The organism is Enterobacter sp. BNK-13, from assembly GCF_048685015.1.
GTDB lineage: Bacteria > Pseudomonadota > Gammaproteobacteria > Enterobacterales > Enterobacteriaceae > Enterobacter > Enterobacter quasiroggenkampii.
Window position 1 is genome coordinate 1,783,723 of sequence record NZ_JBLQTP010000001.1, and the last position, 15,901, is coordinate 1,799,623.

16 protein-coding genes are annotated in these 15,901 nt (G+C 54.0%); 8 read left to right on the top strand and 8 right to left on the bottom strand.

The window, feature by feature from the left end; all coding sequences use genetic code 11:
- Positions 1–4: 4 nt before the first annotated feature.
- Both ACMGGQ_RS08690 and ACMGGQ_RS08695 read right to left on the bottom strand, forming a co-directional pair.
- Positions 5–1,174, bottom strand: a complete 1,170-nt coding sequence (locus tag ACMGGQ_RS08690) for an autotransporter strand-loop-strand O-heptosyltransferase (RefSeq protein WP_420289865.1) — start codon at positions 1,172–1,174, stop codon at positions 5–7.
- A gap of 123 nt (positions 1,175–1,297) precedes the next feature.
- A complete protein-coding gene (locus ACMGGQ_RS08695; RefSeq protein WP_420289866.1) occupies positions 1,298–2,095 on the bottom strand; it encodes an EAL domain-containing protein in 798 nt (265 codons plus the stop codon).
- A 349-nt stretch (positions 2,096–2,444) separates the two neighbouring features.
- On the opposite strand from ACMGGQ_RS08695, the gene ACMGGQ_RS08700 reads away from it, so the two are divergent.
- A complete protein-coding gene (locus ACMGGQ_RS08700) occupies positions 2,445–3,254 on the top strand; it encodes a winged helix-turn-helix domain-containing protein (protein WP_420289867.1) in 810 nt (269 codons plus the stop codon).
- Positions 3,238–3,723, top strand: a complete 486-nt coding sequence (locus ACMGGQ_RS08705) for a hypothetical protein (protein ID WP_420289868.1) — start codon at positions 3,238–3,240, stop codon at positions 3,721–3,723. Before ACMGGQ_RS08700 ends, ACMGGQ_RS08705 begins: the two co-directional genes overlap by 17 nt.
- A gap of 102 nt (positions 3,724–3,825) precedes the next feature.
- Here the strand turns inward: ACMGGQ_RS08705 and uspF are convergent, their stop codons facing one another.
- Together uspF and ACMGGQ_RS08715 are read right to left on the bottom strand one after the other, a co-directional pair.
- Positions 3,826–4,260: a universal stress protein UspF gene (gene uspF / locus ACMGGQ_RS08710; protein ID WP_048222978.1), complete on the bottom strand. Its 435-nt coding sequence runs from the start codon at positions 4,258–4,260 to the stop codon at positions 3,826–3,828.
- 125 nt (positions 4,261–4,385) lie between these two features.
- Positions 4,386–4,676 (bottom strand): DUF1330 domain-containing protein, encoded by a 291-nt coding sequence (locus ACMGGQ_RS08715; protein WP_032674687.1) that lies wholly within the window; start codon positions 4,674–4,676, stop codon positions 4,386–4,388.
- A gap of 68 nt (positions 4,677–4,744) precedes the next feature.
- On the opposite strand from ACMGGQ_RS08715, the gene ACMGGQ_RS08720 reads away from it, so the two are divergent.
- Positions 4,745–5,200, top strand: a complete 456-nt coding sequence (locus ACMGGQ_RS08720; protein WP_420289869.1) for a MarR family winged helix-turn-helix transcriptional regulator — start codon at positions 4,745–4,747, stop codon at positions 5,198–5,200.
- Between the two features lie 71 nt (positions 5,201–5,271).
- On the opposite strand, the gene ACMGGQ_RS08725 is transcribed toward ACMGGQ_RS08720, so the two are convergent.
- The gene (locus ACMGGQ_RS08725) at positions 5,272–5,943 is read right to left on the bottom strand and encodes an MgtC family protein (protein WP_045910420.1); all 672 of its coding nucleotides are present in this window, start codon (positions 5,941–5,943) and stop codon (positions 5,272–5,274) included.
- A gap of 456 nt (positions 5,944–6,399) precedes the next feature.
- Here ACMGGQ_RS08725 and ACMGGQ_RS08730 point away from each other — a divergent pair, with 456 nt between their 5' ends.
- Positions 6,400–7,605, top strand: coding sequence for an MFS transporter (locus ACMGGQ_RS08730; protein WP_420289870.1), 1,206 nt, complete (start codon positions 6,400–6,402; stop codon positions 7,603–7,605).
- Positions 7,606–7,623: 18 nt separating this feature from the next.
- Here ACMGGQ_RS08730 and ACMGGQ_RS08735 read toward each other — a convergent pair whose 3' ends face one another.
- A complete protein-coding gene (locus tag ACMGGQ_RS08735) occupies positions 7,624–8,613 on the bottom strand; it encodes a 2-hydroxyacid dehydrogenase (protein ID WP_028013015.1) in 990 nt (329 codons plus the stop codon).
- A gap of 210 nt (positions 8,614–8,823) precedes the next feature.
- Here ACMGGQ_RS08735 and ACMGGQ_RS08740 point away from each other — a divergent pair, with 210 nt between their 5' ends.
- Genes ACMGGQ_RS08740 through ACMGGQ_RS08750 form a run of 3 tightly spaced genes read left to right on the top strand, consistent with a single transcriptional unit; the run spans position 8,824 to position 11,976 of the window.
- On the top strand, positions 8,824–11,463 hold the full coding sequence (locus tag ACMGGQ_RS08740; RefSeq protein ID WP_420289871.1) for a YdbH family protein: 2,640 nt from the start codon (positions 8,824–8,826) through the stop codon (positions 11,461–11,463).
- A complete protein-coding gene (locus tag ACMGGQ_RS08745; RefSeq protein ID WP_196364644.1) occupies positions 11,460–11,651 on the top strand; it encodes a YnbE family lipoprotein in 192 nt (63 codons plus the stop codon). Before ACMGGQ_RS08740 ends, ACMGGQ_RS08745 begins: the two co-directional genes overlap by 4 nt.
- Before the next feature lie 7 nt (positions 11,652–11,658).
- Positions 11,659–11,976: a YdbL family protein gene (locus ACMGGQ_RS08750; RefSeq protein ID WP_008502387.1), complete on the top strand. Its 318-nt coding sequence runs from the start codon at positions 11,659–11,661 to the stop codon at positions 11,974–11,976.
- Here ACMGGQ_RS08750 and feaR read toward each other — a convergent pair whose 3' ends face one another.
- Entirely contained in the window at positions 11,977–12,885 is a 909-nt protein-coding gene (feaR, locus tag ACMGGQ_RS08755; protein WP_262749959.1) for a transcriptional regulator FeaR, read from the bottom strand.
- Positions 12,886–13,126: 241 nt separating this feature from the next.
- Here feaR and ACMGGQ_RS08760 point away from each other — a divergent pair, with 241 nt between their 5' ends.
- Positions 13,127–14,626 (top strand): aldehyde dehydrogenase family protein, encoded by a 1,500-nt coding sequence (locus ACMGGQ_RS08760; RefSeq protein ID WP_420289872.1) that lies wholly within the window; start codon positions 13,127–13,129, stop codon positions 14,624–14,626.
- An 86-nt stretch (positions 14,627–14,712) separates the two neighbouring features.
- Here ACMGGQ_RS08760 and ACMGGQ_RS08765 read toward each other — a convergent pair whose 3' ends face one another.
- On the bottom strand, positions 14,713–15,819 hold the full coding sequence (locus ACMGGQ_RS08765) for a diguanylate cyclase (protein WP_045910425.1): 1,107 nt from the start codon (positions 15,817–15,819) through the stop codon (positions 14,713–14,715).
- Positions 15,820–15,901: the final 82 nt, after the last annotated feature.

The window sequence follows — 15,901 nt, forward strand, 5'->3', positions numbered from 1 at the left end:
TCCTTTACTTATCAACTAATCCTGAATGCAGACGGTCCACCATGCCGATAACCTGACGACCGGTTATCAGACTTGTGCACTCGTACTGTCGGGGAGTGTTCTTGTGATGCGGACACCACAAAAAATCCACGTGGTCAAAATCAACGGACGTGTCATCCCAGCAGCCGTTACAGCCATGGCTGCTGAACACCCTCCAGGGGGTGTAAAATTCACTGTTGGGAAGACTGAATCCGCTGATTAACACCACCGGGATACCGGATGCCCAGGCAAGCCATGACAGCCCGCTGCCCAGACCAATAAAGAAGCTCGCATGCTTTAACAGGTCCACCCGCTCCTGGAGCGGGATATCGCCCGTAAAGTCTTCGGCGCCATGCGGAATGTGGTTCCAGATAAAGCCCTGGCCGTAATGCGCCTGGCGGTCAATGCAAAGCACCCGGTATCCCAGAGATTTAAGGTGGGCGACGACCTCAGCCCAGCCATGGCCGTTGTTCCAGTACTTCGCCTGGTTGGTGGACTGCGCGGCGATACAGACGTACGGCTCCGCAATTTTCCGCTCCGCATCCAGCTTCAGGCGGGGAGGGCACTCACGCGGATCCACCCCGAGGATGTAGCCGGCATTGCGGTGGAAACCGACCTTCCTGAAATCGATGGGCTGATGAGTGGTGTCGCCCTTAAAGAAAAGGCCGATATACCAGGACGCGTAGGGATTTTCCGTCTGGAGATCGTCCTTTGTGGAGAACGTGATCTCTGGGTACTGCGCGCTAAGCAGTTCAATGATTTCCTGCCCCATGACGCACTCAAGCTGACAGCGGTGCAGTTGGCGAAAACGCTCTGCGTAATGGAACCAGCCAAGCATGTCGCCAAGCGTCCCCGTCGGGAAAAAGATGACGACGGGCTTGTCCTTCATATCCAGCGTTTCATCCAGGACCGGGCTCATCGATCCCTGGTGGAATACCTGAATGCGGAAGCGGACGTAATATTTTTTATTACTGGTTACCCAGCCGCCTTCTGAATCACAGCTGAAAAGAATATTACCGCTGTCGTCGTCCATTAAAATAACGTGCCATTTTCCTTCCGGAAGCAAAACGCGCGCGCCATAGTTAAAGTCATAAAGAATTCCGTCCGGTCCTGTCCAGGACGGAAGCTCTGGAGGGTTTGGGAAGTTAGCTGACATATATAATTTGTCCTTGGTGGCAATTTTAAATTTGTAATGATCAGGTGGAATGCACTACTGTTATTTAAGTAGTGCTTTTTCATAATTGATTGCGAATTGCTGTGTTTACGCTTTTGAAAAGTGTTATATGTGCGAGCAAAACTCGCGCATGCTTACAGGTTTTGAAAATAGATAACCTTGAAAAATACTCACTCCTTTATCTTTCAAAAGAGATAGTTGTTCTTTATCTTCTATACCTTCAGCAATAACATGAATTTGCAATCGCTCTGCGAGAGCTACAATGGAATCAATTACCGCGGAATAGATTAATGATCCATTGCTTGCAATTGTGAGGCATTTATCAATCTTGAGTGTTGAGAAACCTGCATGTTCAATGTATTTGAGACATGAACTTCCGCTGCCGAAATCATCAATCGCAAATCGCACACCTGACTCAGTAAGTTGCTGCATAGCCTCGAGTGCAAAGTCGTCCAGGTTCATTGTTCCACGTTCGACAATTTCCAGTGTGACAGCAATGCGTCCGTCGAACACTTTCTTAAAGTCCGTAACTGCTTCAATAACTCTTGAAGAGTTCAACTGTCTCGCACAGATGTTGAAGGAGAGATAAAAATCATCAGGTAGCGTTCCTTCGTAGTCTTCAAAAAATGTTTTAACATCAGACATCAGGCTGCATGTGACATCATTAATCACCTCGCATGATTCCATTGCAGAGAGGTATTTTTCGGGAGAGTGGTAAATCCCATCTTTAAGAACTCTAAGTAATACTTCTCCGCCTACAATTTCATCGCCCTTACATACCGGCTGGATGAAGGGAACAAATTCAGCGCCGGTCAGTTCCGCTGATAAGATTTTTTCTCTAATCAATCTACGGGCTTTGATGAAGAAACGTTCTGCCTTAATGAGCATTTTGGTGCTTATCATAATGTCGCTCCTTATCTACTGGATTCGCTACCCGGGGTACCACTTCTTTCTTCTTTCCCCGAACTGTGAATGGCGGTAGGTAGGATGGCTGCACCTGAAGAATAAGAACCTGCTCATTCACTTCTGCGAGAAATCCTATCAACTAAAAATGGTGTGTAGATACATGTATTGCTAATTTATCAAAATACAAATTTATGTTCTGTTTGATGTTGCATTTACAAGTAATAAGTCTGCTGAAGACGTTGTCACGTCTGGCTGTGCTAAGATGCGAGAAAGAAGTTAATGGGTTTTCGCAGGTTGGATAAACGTGAGGATCCATTCAATTACCATCATGGATAAGGAGTCAGAGATGGTTTTTGTGATTGATAATAGGGTTTTTTATCGCTCTGAAGATGGTGCCATATGGCCATCCGGAGACGAGGGCTCTACTGTCATTCTGACCCTGACAATGAAGAGGCTATTAACATGCCTTCTCGAAAAGCATGGTCAAGTCCTGACACGGAATGAACTCCTGGATAATGTCTGGGATGCTCATGGCTTGCGCTCATCGAATCACACATTAAATAAATACATTTCAGAACTGAGAAAACATTTCGTCCAGTTAGGTATTACCAATGAATGTATTACCACAGTGCCTAGGGTCGGCTTTATGTTTAACAGCGATATTGACGTCAGGGATATCACTGAATCTTCGATTGCTGATGGACGACTCAAAGAAATTGAGAAGTCGGAGGTAATAACTCTAGTCCACCGTACGGAGTTAGTGGGTAAGTACAGGGCTCTTCATTATACGCTGGCACTGATTGTGCTTTTAATCAGCGCTACGTTAGTTGTGCCAGGTCTCGTAACTCCGTCGAAAGACTTAATGGAAATAAAACAGATTAACCCCCATTTCTTGTTTAACTACGACACCTGTCCTGTCTATACAATCCAGAGTAACTCTGCATCCCTGTCAGAGCAAAAAAAAGAACTTTTTTTAGAACTGGCTAACTCAAGTCATATTCAGTGTCTGGAAGGCACATCTTTTCTCTATCAGGTTTCAGAGTCCTATCTGTACGGCAATAAGGGGAGGGCGTTTATCAGTCGATGCACGCAAAAAAATAATAATTACATCTCCTGTCTGAATAACTACTGGAGTGGTTATGAACGCAATCAATAAGAAAACAGGGATCCCTGCCGTAATTTTACTCCTCATCCTGGCGTTTTCGGTCTGGTTCTATGTTCACATGCGTCATAAACAGAGTGCGTTAAGTATTAACTGTTCCACAATTTTACGTTATAACCACTATGAACCTGATTTCATCGCTACGCTGGAGTTTGTTTTCCGTTTAGATAAAAACCACGAGGGTCAGGCTGTCCTGTCGGGGAATATCCAGTCAGACAAAGGCGTTCATGTCATCTCACGTACAATTCTCTTTAGCTATGAGGTGAACAGACCCGGTGAGATTGCCCTTACAGATACGCGCTACGTTAAAAATCTACGTGATACAGCTGATGATGACAGTTTTAAAAGCAGCTTCTTTTATGTTCCCGAGGGAACCGTTCGCCAGCTGAAGATTGAACCTGCAGGTAATGGCTGGCTGATTGGCAATCTGCAGTCGCCATTTGCGCTTTGCGTGAACAGGTAAGGCAGGTCAGGCATTGTGAACCTGCTCACATTCCTGAGTAGCTATCTGTCAGGAGCGGCTCATGGTGTTGGTTTAAAAAACCGGGCGTTACGCCCGGTTTTTTTATCTTACCACCAGCACAGGGCATTTCGCATGCCGAACCACTGCCGCAGCGTTTGAGCCCAACAGATAGGTCGAGATGTCCGGCTTATGGGAGGCAATGATGATCAGGTCGGCGCCGATCGTATCTGCGAGCTTAAGGATCTGATCCTTCGGAGACCCCGTCACGGCATGCGTCTGTATCTTGTCTGAAGGAATTTTGAATTGCTTAACTATTTCATCCAGTTTTGCTAGGGCCGCGTGCTGAAATTCTTTCATCTTCGGCATTTCTACGGGGTAGGCCAAACCTAACGATGAATAATAGGGAAGCGAAGGAATAACGGTAAGAAAGTGGACTTTGGCCGTGTTAAGTGCGGTATGTGCCTGAACGAAAGGGATAACCATGTGCGTCAGGCTATCCTCGGAGATATCAATGGGAACCAAAATTGAATTGTACATGTGTCCCTCCTGAGTATTTTTTGCACAACTCAGGGTAAACCGTTATTTCCAGCAAAACAGAGAGCAGGTTGTCATAACGGGGACAAATTTCGGTTCTGTGATTTAGGTACAGTTGAACCTGCCTGTCATTCCGTCGTGACAATGAACATTCTTGCTTCCTGGGCGAGCTGGCGTTCAGCCTTAATCGGCGCATATTTTTCCGAATGATAGAAGGCAAGGGCCTGATCTAACGTCGGAAATTCAAAAATGCCCGCATAGGGTAACGGCTCTTCATCACCTTCCAGTACCTGTGCGACAGCACCAAAATGAACAATTTTACCGCCTGCTTCCTCTAATGCTGACGTGAAGCGGGGGGCAAGGCTGGCCTGTCTGGCTGGGTCAATAACGCGTAAGTTGATATGAACAAAGGCTGGCATAACCGTTCCTCAAACATGCTTAATAGTGTATATACACTATTAACTTTAGCATTGAATGTCGAGATGAAATGATGAGCAACATTGATGTGACGTTGTTGAAGGCCATTCCGGAAGTCTGCCCGGCGTTTCAGGCGCGCGCTACTGCTCGGGCTATTACGCGCTATTACAACGCCTGCTTCAGACCGTTTGATCTGACCGCTGAACAGTTCAGTCTGATAGTTGGCATCGGGGGTTCTCCTAATGAAACCGTTGCGGAACTCGCCGCCAGAGCTGGGGTGGATGCGACAACACTGAGTCGAAATATCCGTAGTCTGGAGTCCCGAGGCATTATTGGCTCTACTGGAGGGCGTGGACGTTCAGGAAAACGACTCATGTTGACGGGGGAAGGCTGGCGTCTGCTTGAACAGGCTATTCCGGTATGGCAATCCGCTAAGCAGGAATTGTCCCAACTTGTGGGCAGCGAGCAGCTTAGCCTCACGACGAAAATGATGAAAAGTCTTGCCAGAATCAGCGCTTCTCTATGACTCTCTCCGTGTCACTGCTCTTTTCTGCAAAACAGCAAAGCCTCAACCGGGCGCAATGCCCGGTATCGTATTCATATTGCGTGACAGCTTACGGATGCCATAATTTTATTCCCGCCAATATTACCCATAATTAGCTCGAGTAATTTCCGGTATTCCTCACGAGTCATCACCTCGGCCCGTATTTCGGTTTTACCTTCTGCTTGCGCCGTATCGCAATAAATGGCTTTCAGGCTTAACGTCAACTCTTTCGCCATGTTGACAATATTCTGCCGCACCGCATCTTCATGCTCGTCATTACAGGTGATTTTAAGGACATAGCATTTTTCGCCTTCATGGAGCGCGGGCAGTTGATTAATCCGTTGCGCAGCTTCGCGAAGCAATATGTTGGCACAAAGGATAATCACGCTGGCCATACCGGCATTCCAGAATTGACCTAATCCGCATAGTACGCCAATTCCGGCCGAACACCACAGCGTCGCGGCGGTATTAAGACCCCGGATATTCATTCCCTCACGCATAATAACGCCTGCGCCAAGAAAACCTATGCCGGAGACGATCTGCGCTGCGATGCGCCCCGGGCTATCGGGTGAGGTCGAGAGGGAACTTAAAATAAACACGGCCGCGCCCGTCGCAACCAGTGCATTGGTACGAAGCCCCGCCATACGCTGGCGCCATTGTCTTTCCGCGCCGATAATTGCGCCCAGCAGCATCGCTGCGAGCAGATGAGAGATATAAGGGAACATCAGCCTGTCGCCTGTTAACATGATTAAACGATAAGCGTCAGCGCTTCACAAAGCACAGTATGACGCCATTAAAACGCAAAGCATGTCAGCGCGAGGGCGGTGGAAAGAGTGAATGATGAAACATGAACATCGCGATGCCCCAAAAATTTGGTCGTTCTTAATGTATTGGGATGCAATCACGTCAAGAGGATTGCTGCCCACCTTTAAGGTAAGCAGCGAGAAAATCGCGTCAGCTTACCTTCGTATCGACGATAAAATAACTTTCCAACGAAGGACTCCTGTGAAAATTTATTGCCAGTATAGTCAGGGCCGATTATGAGTAAAGTGAAAAAACAACGTCCGTTATGAATTGTTTAAGTTCGGAAGGCATGTTTTTTAAGACGTCATCTGATTTTCAAAAATACCCGGTATACTACATTTTCTTTTTTACAGGCGATAACAGGCAAGGCAGGAAGTATGTCTCTTCGTTCGCTGCGGGCGCTATGCCTGACAAGTTTTTTCATTGCAGATGTCCGCGATGGCCTGGGGCCTTTTCTCGGTATTTTTCTGACCGAACGCCACTGGACCCCTGATGATATTGGCATCCTGATGACGGCCGGCGGGCTGGCGGGGTTACTGGCCACGCTGCCGGCGGGGTTCATCACCGACACCTCCCGCAACAAGCGTGCTGTACTCGCGCTGCTGTGCATTCTGATCACACTAAGCACGCTTCTGCTCTGGTTTAGCCAGCAGAGCGGCGTTGTCGCCGTGTCGCAAATCGTCACCGGTCTCTGTGCGGCATTTGTCGGGCCGTTGATCGCCGGGATTACGCTGGGGTTGACCGGGCAGAGCGGCTTCAGCGCGCAGATGGGCAGAAACGAGGCTTTCAATCACGGCGGAAATTTTGTCACCGCGCTGATTGCGGGTGGCATTGCGTGGTACTGGGGCGTGGGCGGGATTTTCCTGCTGATGACCAGCACCACGCTGCTAACGCTGTGTGCGCTGCTTGCCATTCGCAACAGCGATATCGATAACGACGCGGCGCGCGGGCTGTCCTCTTCAGCGAGCCTGCCGGTCCCCGGTTTTGCCGTGCTGATGAAAAACCGGGCGCTGTTTGTGACCGGACTGACGCTGCTGCTGTTCCACCTGGCGAACGCCGCGCTGCTGCCGATGCTAAGTATGAGGGTTGCCGCTGCACCTGCCGCGATCAACCCCGGTTTGTATGCGGCCGGTACCGTCATCATCTCTCAGGCCGTGATGATCCCCGTCGCCATATGGGCCTCGCGCCGGATCGAACACTATGGTTACTGGCGCTTGATTATGCTGGCGCTGCTGGTTATGCCGGTGCGCGCGGCGCTGGCGGCATCCACGGACGCGCCGTTAATGATGATCCCGGTACAAATTCTCGACGGCCTGGCCGCCGGGATCCTGGGAGTCGTCGTGCCGTCGTTTATTGTGGTGCTGCTGCGTGGAAGCGGGCACGTCAATGCCGGGCAGAGTGTGGTGATGTTGATGCAGGGAGTAGGGGCATCCATGAGCCCGGCGTTAACCGGGACGATCGCCGGACATTACTCGTTTGCGACGGCATTCAGTGTCCTGAGCGCCATTGCGCTGGCTGCCGTCCTGCTCTGGTGGCGCGTTGCGCACCGGAGCTGGGAAACAAACGCGCCGGGTGAGGCTTAGCCCCACCCGGCGTAGCAGTTAAGCCAGCTCGTTAGGGCACGGTTCACCCTTTTCTAACTGCTGAAGGTTGCCCAGCGTGGTTTCCGAAATGCTGATCAGCGCTTCGGCAGTCAGAAACGCCTGATGTCCGGTAAACAGCACGTTATGGCAGGCAGAGAGGCGACGGAACACGTCGTCCTGGATGACATCATTAGACTTGTCTTCAAAGAACAGGTCGCGTTCGTTCTCATAGACGTCCATCCCCAGCGCGCCAATTTTCTGGGTCTTGAGCGCTTCGATAGCGGCCTGGGAGTCAACCAGCCCGCCGCGGCTGGTGTTGATGATCATCACGCCATCCTTCATCTGGTCAAATGCCGCCTGGTTAAGCAGGTGGTAGTTTTCCGGCGTCAACGGGCAGTGCAGGGAGATCACGTCGGACTGCGAGAACAGCGTCGGCAGATCGACGTACTCCACGCCCAGATCCAGCGCTGCGGCGCTTGGGTACGGATCGAATGCCAGCAGACGCATGCCGAAGCCTTTCAGGATGCGCAGGGCAGCCACGCCAATTTTACCTGTCCCGATCACGCCAGCGGTTTTGCCGTACATGGTAAAGCCGGTCAGCCCTTCCAGCGAGAAGTTGGCGTCACGGGTGCGCTGATAAGCACGGTGAATACGACGGTTGAGCGACATCATCATGCCAATCGCATGTTCCGCCACCGCTTCCGGGGAGTACGCCGGGACGCGCACCACCTTCAGACCCAGCTCTTTTGCCGCGTCGAGATCCACGTTGTTAAAGCCCGCGCAGCGCAGGGCGATGTACTTCACCCCCTGTTTTTTCAACTCTTCCAGCACCGGACGACTGCCATCATCGTTTACGAAAATGCAGACGCCTTCACAGCCGTGCGCCGTTTTAGCGGTTTTTTCGGACAGCAGAAAGTCGAAAAATTCAAGCTCAAACCCGTAAGCCTCGTTAACATGTTGCAGATACTTTTTGTCGTACTGCTTTGTGCTGTATACCGCGAGTTTCATAAGACTTTCTCCAGTGATTTTGCATTCACGTTAGCATGATTAAAATTATCTTACAATTTCTAAAATATTATTGAATTCAATAAGTTCTATCAATTATTCTAGAGCATCTATCCTTAAAAATGGCATTCCCTTCAACTGACTGGCTAAACATGCGACAATGATCGGCACTGCCGGCTTAATTCTTTCGCTAAATCAGGATATTAACTGCCCATGAAGGGTAAATACAAAGCCGCTCTTGCGCTTTTACTGCTGTTCATACTGTTGCCGCTGACGCTGCTGATGACGCTCGCCCAGTGGGTGCCGACGCTCGCTGGGATCTGGCTTCCCGTCGGGACGCGCATCGCTTTCGAAGAGAGCCCGAAACTGACTCGCCACGCGCTGGTGATCCCCGACCTTCGCTATCTGGTGGAAGACTGCGAAATTGCCCGCATCGATAACGTGACGCTGTCACATCCCAGCCGCTGGAAGCTGGACATCGGCGCGCTGGATCTTAACTCCGTCTGCCTGAGCAAAATTCCCCAGTCAGCGCCTTCAACGGTCGCCCCGAAAACGCTGGCGGAATGGCAGGCGGTATTGCCCAATACCTGGCTTACGGTTCACCGCCTGACGCTGTCGCCCTGGCAGCAGTGGCAGGGTGAGCTTCACGCGTCCCTGACCCCGTCCAGCCAGGAGATCGCCTATAAAGGCGAGCAGGTCAGCATTAAAGGCACGCTTCGCGGTCAGACGCTCTCGGTCAGCCAGTTCGATGTTCAGCTCCCTGACCAGCCGCAGCCTGTTAAGCTGGTGGGCGAGTTTACCCTGCCGCTGGTGCCGGACGGCGTGCCGGTGAAAGGCCACGCGGTGGCGACCTTTAACGTGCCACAGTTAACGTCTCTGGTCGATGCCGATCTCGACTGGGAAGACAATCAGGGACAGCTGGTGGTGATGGCGAGAGACAACCCCGATCCGCTTCTCGACCTGCCGTGGCAGATCACGGCGGAACAGCTCAACATCAGCGACGGACGCTGGAACTGGGATCTCTCGGGTATGCCGCTGAGCGGGCGGGTGTCCCTTCGCGCCGACAACTGGCAGCAGGGGCTGGAGAAAGCCACGCTGACCGGACGACTGAACGTGTTGACGCAAGGCGATGCGGGGAAAGGCAACGCGGTACTGAATATCGGGCCCGGCAGGCTCAGCATGGAAAACAGCGACATGCCGCTGCATCTGAGCGGCGAGGCGAAGCAAAACGATCTCATTCTTTACGCCAAATTGCCCGCCACGCTGACCGGCAGCCTGTATGAACCGCAGCTGGCCTTTGAGCCGGGCGCGCTGCTCCGCTCGCGAGGACGCATCATTAACTCACTCGATATCGATGAAATCCGCTGGCCACTGGCGGGCGTGAAGCTCACCCAGAAGGGCGTGGACGGTCGTTTACAGGCGATTTTACGCGCTCATGAAAACGAGATGGGCGATTTTGAATTCCACCTGGACGGTCAGGCCAACGACTTTTTACCTGATAACGGCCTGTGGCAGTGGCGATACTGGGGGAAGGGCGGCTTTACGCCGATGCATGCCCGCTGGGATGTCGCCGGGAAGGGCGAGTGGCGCGACAACCTTATTGAGCTGACGGCGCTCTCCACCGGTTTTGACAAGCTCCAGTACGGCACGATGGAGGTCAGCAAGCCGCGTCTGGTGCTGGAACAGCCTGTACGCTGGTTGCGCGATGCCGAAAAACCGGCCTTCAGCGGTGCGCTGTCGCTGAAGGCCGGGCAAACGCGGTTCTCCGGCGGCAGCGTGTTGCCGCCATCGGTCCTGACCTTCAGCGTCGACGGCACCGACCCGACAATTTTTCAGTTTAAGGGCGACCTCCATGCGGACAACATCGGCCCGGTACAGGTCAACGGAAGGTGGGATGGCGTGCGCCTGCGCGGGCAGGCCTGGTGGCCGAAACAGTCCCTCACCGTATTCCAGCCGCTTATCCCGCCGGACTGGAAAATGACGCTGCGCGACGGTGAGCTTTATGCGCAGGTTGCCTTCTCGGCGGCGGCCGAGCAGGGCTTTGAAGCGGGTGGTCACGGGGTGCTGAAATCCGGCAGCGCCTGGATGCCGGACAACCAGATAAACGGCGTCGATTTTGTGCTGCCGTTCCGCTTCAGCGAGGGAACCTGGTCTCTGGGCACGCGCGGACCGGTCACGTTGCGCATTGGCGAAGTGGTAAACCTGGTGACCGCGCGCAACATTACCGCGGATTTACAGGGCGATTATCCCTGGACGGAGGACAATCCGCTGCTGCTCACCAACGTGAAGGTGGAAACCCTCGGCGGGAAGATCACCATGCAGCAGCTGCGGATGCCGCAGCACGATCCGGCCCTGCTGCGGGTAGACAATATCTCTTCGAGCGAGCTGATTAGCGCCGTCAATCCAAAACAGTTTGCCATGTCGGGGCCGGTCAGCGGGGCGCTGCCGTTCTGGCTGGACAACGAAAAATGGATCATTAAGGATGGCTGGCTGACTAACCCGGGGCCTATGACGCTGCGCATCGACAAAGATACGGCCGACGCCATCGTCAAAGACAATATGGTCGCGGGTGCCGCGATTAACTGGCTCCGCTATATGGAAATTTCGCGTTCGTGGACGAGAATCAATTTAGATAACCTGGGTGAATTAACCATGCAGGCGACCATCAAGGGGACCAGCCGGGTCGATGGCAAGAGCAGCTCCGTCAACCTGAACTATACCCATGACGAGAATGTCTTTACCCTCTGGCGCAGCCTGCGTTTTGGAGACAATCTGCAAACCTGGTTTGAGCAACACGCGGCGATACCCGGTCTCCGCAGTTCGACTGGCAAGGAAAGTGAGGAACAACAATGAAAAAGATGGCTGGTGCGCTCACCGTTGCCGTTGCCGTGCTACTGTCCGGCTGTACGCCGCGCATTGAAGTCGCTGCGCCAAAGGAGCCGATTACCATCAATATGAATGTCAAAATCGAACATGAGATCCACATTAAGGTCGATAAAGACGTTGAAACCCTGCTGAAATCGCGCAGCGATCTGTTCTGAGGACGCCATGAAACGAGTAGCTCTGATTTTACTGGCGCTGGGGATGAACGTGCAGGCGGCTACGCTCACCCTAAACGACGCCCGGGCACAGGGGCGCGTGGGGGAAACCCTCAGCGGTTATCTTGCCCCGATTCAACAGGACGCCGAAACGCTGGCGCTGGTTAATCGCATTAACGCGGCGCGCACGGAAAGCTACCAGAAACTGGCTGACAGCAATAATTTGCCGGTCGATGAAGTGGCCAAAATGGCAGGGCAGAAACTGGTTGCCCGCGCGCAGCCGGGCGAGTACGTGAAGGGCATTAACGGAAAGTGGCTCAAAAAATAGCTAGCGGTAGCGCTTGCGGTATTCACCCGGCGAAACGCCAAAGCGCTGCTTAAACGCTGTTGAAAAATGGCTATGGTCGGTGAAGCCCCAGCTGTAGCCAATGCCCGCCAGCTTTTCGTCATCACCGGCAGCGCGCAGCACCTCCGCGCAGCGATCCAGGCGGCGGTTTTTAATGTACTGTGCAACCACCAGCCCCTTCTCGGCAAACATGCGGTAAAGGCTACGCACGGACATACCGCTCTCGGCGGCAATCCATTCCGGGCGCAGCGATTCAGACTGAATGTGGTCGTCAATCAGCGCCACCACATGCTGGAACTGGCGTTCCTTACGCGGCTGAATGATTTCGCGCTGCTGGAAAGCGGGGCGCAGCAGGCAGATCATCGCTTCGAGCGCCGCTTCGCTCTCCCGGTCACTCAGGCTGGTATTGCTCATACTCTCCATCAACAGGCGATGGCTCAACTGTACCGTGGGCAGCGTGCGGGAAAGGGCGGTGGCGCAGCTTATCTCCTGAAAGCGGCACTGCTGCTCAATAATCTGACGGGGAACCAGGAGCGAAATCTGGCGGGATTTTTCCTGCCAGTTGATCGAGCAGGGGCGCGAGGCGTCAATCAGCGTAATATCACCGGTTCTGAGTATCGCGCGACGGTCATCCTGCTCAATTTCCGCACTCCCTTCGAGCTGGAACACGGTATAGAACCAGGCATCGTTACTCTGTTTGATCTCCTGACGGGAGCGGAACAGGTTGACGCCGCCGGCGGTGACGGTGCTGAGCTTCAGGCTGCGCGCATAGCTGGTCTCCAGCTCGCCGTAGAATTTTCCCTCGGTGGGCTGCGCGTTAAAACGCCCGCAAACCTGATTAATTTGCGCCAGCCACTGCTGATACTGTTCCTGCTCGCTTGCACACGCCATCGTTTCTCTCACTGCACCGTCAACGTTTTCGCATTGTTGCATTTGTGTTGCATTTTGTCAGAGCTATGAGGCTGACTATAGGAAAGAACACTCACCGGTAACAGCGATATAAGCGGCATTTATCGTGATTTGCGGAGCCTGTCACAGGTGGCAAAGCGAATGTCACAGAGACAAAAGCGAGAATGCAAAACCCCACTTAGACTGGATGAACACCCTGCGAAGAATAACGAAGGAGTATCCTATGTCTGAATCACTGGTAGCTATTCAGCCTGCCGTGCAACAATTTTTAGACCGACAGCATGGCCTGTGGATTGAAGGGCGTCAGGCCGCATCGGACAGTGAAAAGCGGCTGAATGTCTACAACCCGGCCACGGGCGAGGTCATCGCCTCGACTGCCGACGCCAGCGTCGACGACGTTGATCGTGCCGTCATGTCCGGCTGGCGCGCCTTTGTGGCCCGTACCTGGGCCGGAAAGCTGCCAGCGGAGCGCGAGCGGATCCTGCTCCATTTCGCCGATCTGGTGGAACAGCACAGCGAGGAGCTGGCCCAGCTTGAAACGCTGGAGCAGGGCAAATCCATCAACATCTCCCGTATGTTTGAAGTCAGCTGCACCCTGAACTGGATGCGCTATACCGCCGGGCTGACCACCAAAATTACGGGTAAGACCCTCGACCTCTCCATCCCGCTACCGCAGGGCGCCCGCTATCAGGCGTGGACGCGTAAAGAGCCGGTTGGCGTGGTGGCCGGGATTGTGCCCTGGAACTTCCCGCTGATGATCGGGATGTGGAAAGTGATGCCAGCGCTGGCCGCGGGCTGCTCTATTGTCATCAAGCCGTCTGAAACCACGCCGCTGACCATGCTGCGCGTGGCGGAACTGGCCAGTGAAGCGGGCATCCCGGACGGGGTGTTCAACGTGGTGACCGGCAGCGGCGCGGTGTGTGGCGCTGCGCTGACCTCGCATCCGCATATTGCTAAGGTGAGCTTCACCGGCTCAACGGCGACGGGTAAGCAAATCGCCCGCGCGGCGGCGGACACGCTCACCGGCGTGACCCTGGAGCTTGGCGGGAAAAACCCGGCAATTGTACTCAGGGATGCGGACCCGGCGTGGGTAATCGAAGGCCTGATGACCGGCAGCTTCCTGAACCAGGGGCAGGTGTGTGCGGCAAGTTCCCGCATCTATATTGAAGCGCCGCTGTTCGACACGCTGGTCAGCGGGTTTGAGCAGGCGGTGAAATCCCTCAGCGTCGGGCCGGGCATGTCGCCAGAGGCGTTTATCAACCCGCTGGTGTCGCGTGCGCACTGTGACAAGGTGCAGAGCTTCCTCGATGAGGCGAAGTCGCGCAACGCGGAGCTGATTGTCGGTAACCGTGGGCCGGAAGGCAAAGGCTATTACGTTTCGCCTACGCTGGTGGTGAACCCGGATGCCTCGCTGCGCCTGACCCGCGAAGAGGTGTTTGGCCCGGTGGTCAACGTGGTGCGCGTCGCCGACGGGGAAGAGGCGCTGCAGCTGGCAAACGACAGCGACTATGGCCTGACGGCGAGCGTCTGGACGCAGAATATCAGCAAGGCGCTGGAATATACCGACCGGCTGCAGGCGGGCACCGTCTGGGTCAACAGCCATACGCTGATCGACGCCAACCTGCCGTTCGGCGGCATGAAGCAGTCCGGGACAGGGCGCGACTTTGGTCCGGACTGGCTGGACGGCTGGTGTGAAACCAAGTCGGTTTGCGTACGGTATTAAAAAGCAAGCCGGGTAACGCTGCGCTTACCCGGCCTACAACACCTCGAACCGTAGACCGGGTAAGCGCAGCGTTACCCGGCTTTTATTTAGAGCGACCACCGATCCCGTCCGGCCTCTTTCGCGCGATAAAGCGCCGCATCGGCGCGAGCGATGATCTCGGTGCCGGCCAGCCCCTCCGCCATGCTCGCAATCCCCATGCTTACGGTGACATGGTCGCTGACCGTGGAGGCGTCGTGCGGTATGGCTTCCGTACGCAGGCCGTCCTGAATACGCAGGGCAACCTTTTCCGCGATGTTTGCCGGGCAATTGAAGAGGATGACCACGAACTCCTCACCCCCGTAGCGTGACACCACATCATCAGGTGTGCGCACCGACTGCTTCAGCACGCGCGCCACGCGGGTCAGACAGTCGTCGCCTGCCTGGTGCCCGTAGGTATCGTTGTAGCGCTTGAAGTAGTCGATATCCAGCATGATCACCGAGAAGGTTTTTTTCTGCTCAACTGCGTTCTCCAGCACCACCTCCATTTTCCGGCGATTGGCGGTCTTGGTTAACGGGTCCTGGTGCGCCAGCGCGTCCAGCCGTGATATCAGCAGCTGATTTTGCTGGTTACGTCGCCAGGCTTCGTCAAACCAGCTCAGCAGAATGAAACGCCCGCAGACCAGGATCAGCGTAAACACGCTCCAGATGATGATGAAGTGCAGGTTTAGGCCATCATTGCGTACCCAGCTTGCAACCGGCAGGGTGATCCAGAGCGGGAGCACAAAGGCGAGCAGCCCCTCAGGGTAAAAATAGAGCGCCGTTAACCCGGCGAGTAACAGAATGACGCACAGCGGCCAGACGTGGGGCAGTAGCAATTGCGTGATGAACCAGAAACAGGAGACCGACCAGATGGCACTACAGATAAACAACACCACGCTGATTCCGGCGATACGCCGCCAGGCCATCAGGATCAGCGCAGCAGAGAGAATAATAATGCCGAGCATGGAGGCATCGACCATTCTCGTCAGCTGCGGCGAGTGGGGATAAAGGGGATCGCTGGCCTTAAGCAGGATGTGTCGCAGCAGGATCATCACCGCGAAACTGACGTTGACGAAGGCGAGCCACGGCAGGTTCATCGCCAGCCCATGCATGACCATGGCATGGCGTGTGGACCAGGTTGCCCGTTCCAGCGTCGGTTGTTTTCTTTTTTCCATAAAGGCCTTTCCCGTCCGGGGGATAAATCATGCAGGTGAGATATCAGTAACTATAAGCAAGCCAGGGCGATCCTCAAACTTC

Coding starts and splice junctions, on each gene's coding strand:
- ACMGGQ_RS08690 (WP_420289865.1), bottom strand. CDS start 1,174: ATGTCAGCTAACTTCCCAAACCCTCCAGAGCTTCCGTCCTGGACAGGA.
- ACMGGQ_RS08695 (WP_420289866.1), bottom strand. CDS start 2,095: ATGATAAGCACCAAAATGCTCATTAAGGCAGAACGTTTCTTCATCAAA.
- ACMGGQ_RS08700 (WP_420289867.1), top strand. CDS start 2,445: ATGGTTTTTGTGATTGATAATAGGGTTTTTTATCGCTCTGAAGATGGT.
- ACMGGQ_RS08705 (WP_420289868.1), top strand. CDS start 3,238: ATGAACGCAATCAATAAGAAAACAGGGATCCCTGCCGTAATTTTACTC.
- uspF (WP_048222978.1), bottom strand. CDS start 4,260: ATGTACAATTCAATTTTGGTTCCCATTGATATCTCCGAGGATAGCCTG.
- ACMGGQ_RS08715 (WP_032674687.1), bottom strand. CDS start 4,676: ATGCCAGCCTTTGTTCATATCAACTTACGCGTTATTGACCCAGCCAGA.
- ACMGGQ_RS08720 (WP_420289869.1), top strand. CDS start 4,745: ATGATGAGCAACATTGATGTGACGTTGTTGAAGGCCATTCCGGAAGTC.
- ACMGGQ_RS08725 (WP_045910420.1), bottom strand. CDS start 5,943: ATGTTCCCTTATATCTCTCATCTGCTCGCAGCGATGCTGCTGGGCGCA.
- ACMGGQ_RS08730 (WP_420289870.1), top strand. CDS start 6,400: ATGTCTCTTCGTTCGCTGCGGGCGCTATGCCTGACAAGTTTTTTCATT.
- ACMGGQ_RS08735 (WP_028013015.1), bottom strand. CDS start 8,613: ATGAAACTCGCGGTATACAGCACAAAGCAGTACGACAAAAAGTATCTG.
- ACMGGQ_RS08740 (WP_420289871.1), top strand. CDS start 8,824: ATGAAGGGTAAATACAAAGCCGCTCTTGCGCTTTTACTGCTGTTCATA.
- ACMGGQ_RS08745 (WP_196364644.1), top strand. CDS start 11,460: ATGAAAAAGATGGCTGGTGCGCTCACCGTTGCCGTTGCCGTGCTACTG.
- ACMGGQ_RS08750 (WP_008502387.1), top strand. CDS start 11,659: ATGAAACGAGTAGCTCTGATTTTACTGGCGCTGGGGATGAACGTGCAG.
- feaR (WP_262749959.1), bottom strand. CDS start 12,885: ATGGCGTGTGCAAGCGAGCAGGAACAGTATCAGCAGTGGCTGGCGCAA.
- ACMGGQ_RS08760 (WP_420289872.1), top strand. CDS start 13,127: ATGTCTGAATCACTGGTAGCTATTCAGCCTGCCGTGCAACAATTTTTA.
- ACMGGQ_RS08765 (WP_045910425.1), bottom strand. CDS start 15,819: ATGGAAAAAAGAAAACAACCGACGCTGGAACGGGCAACCTGGTCCACA.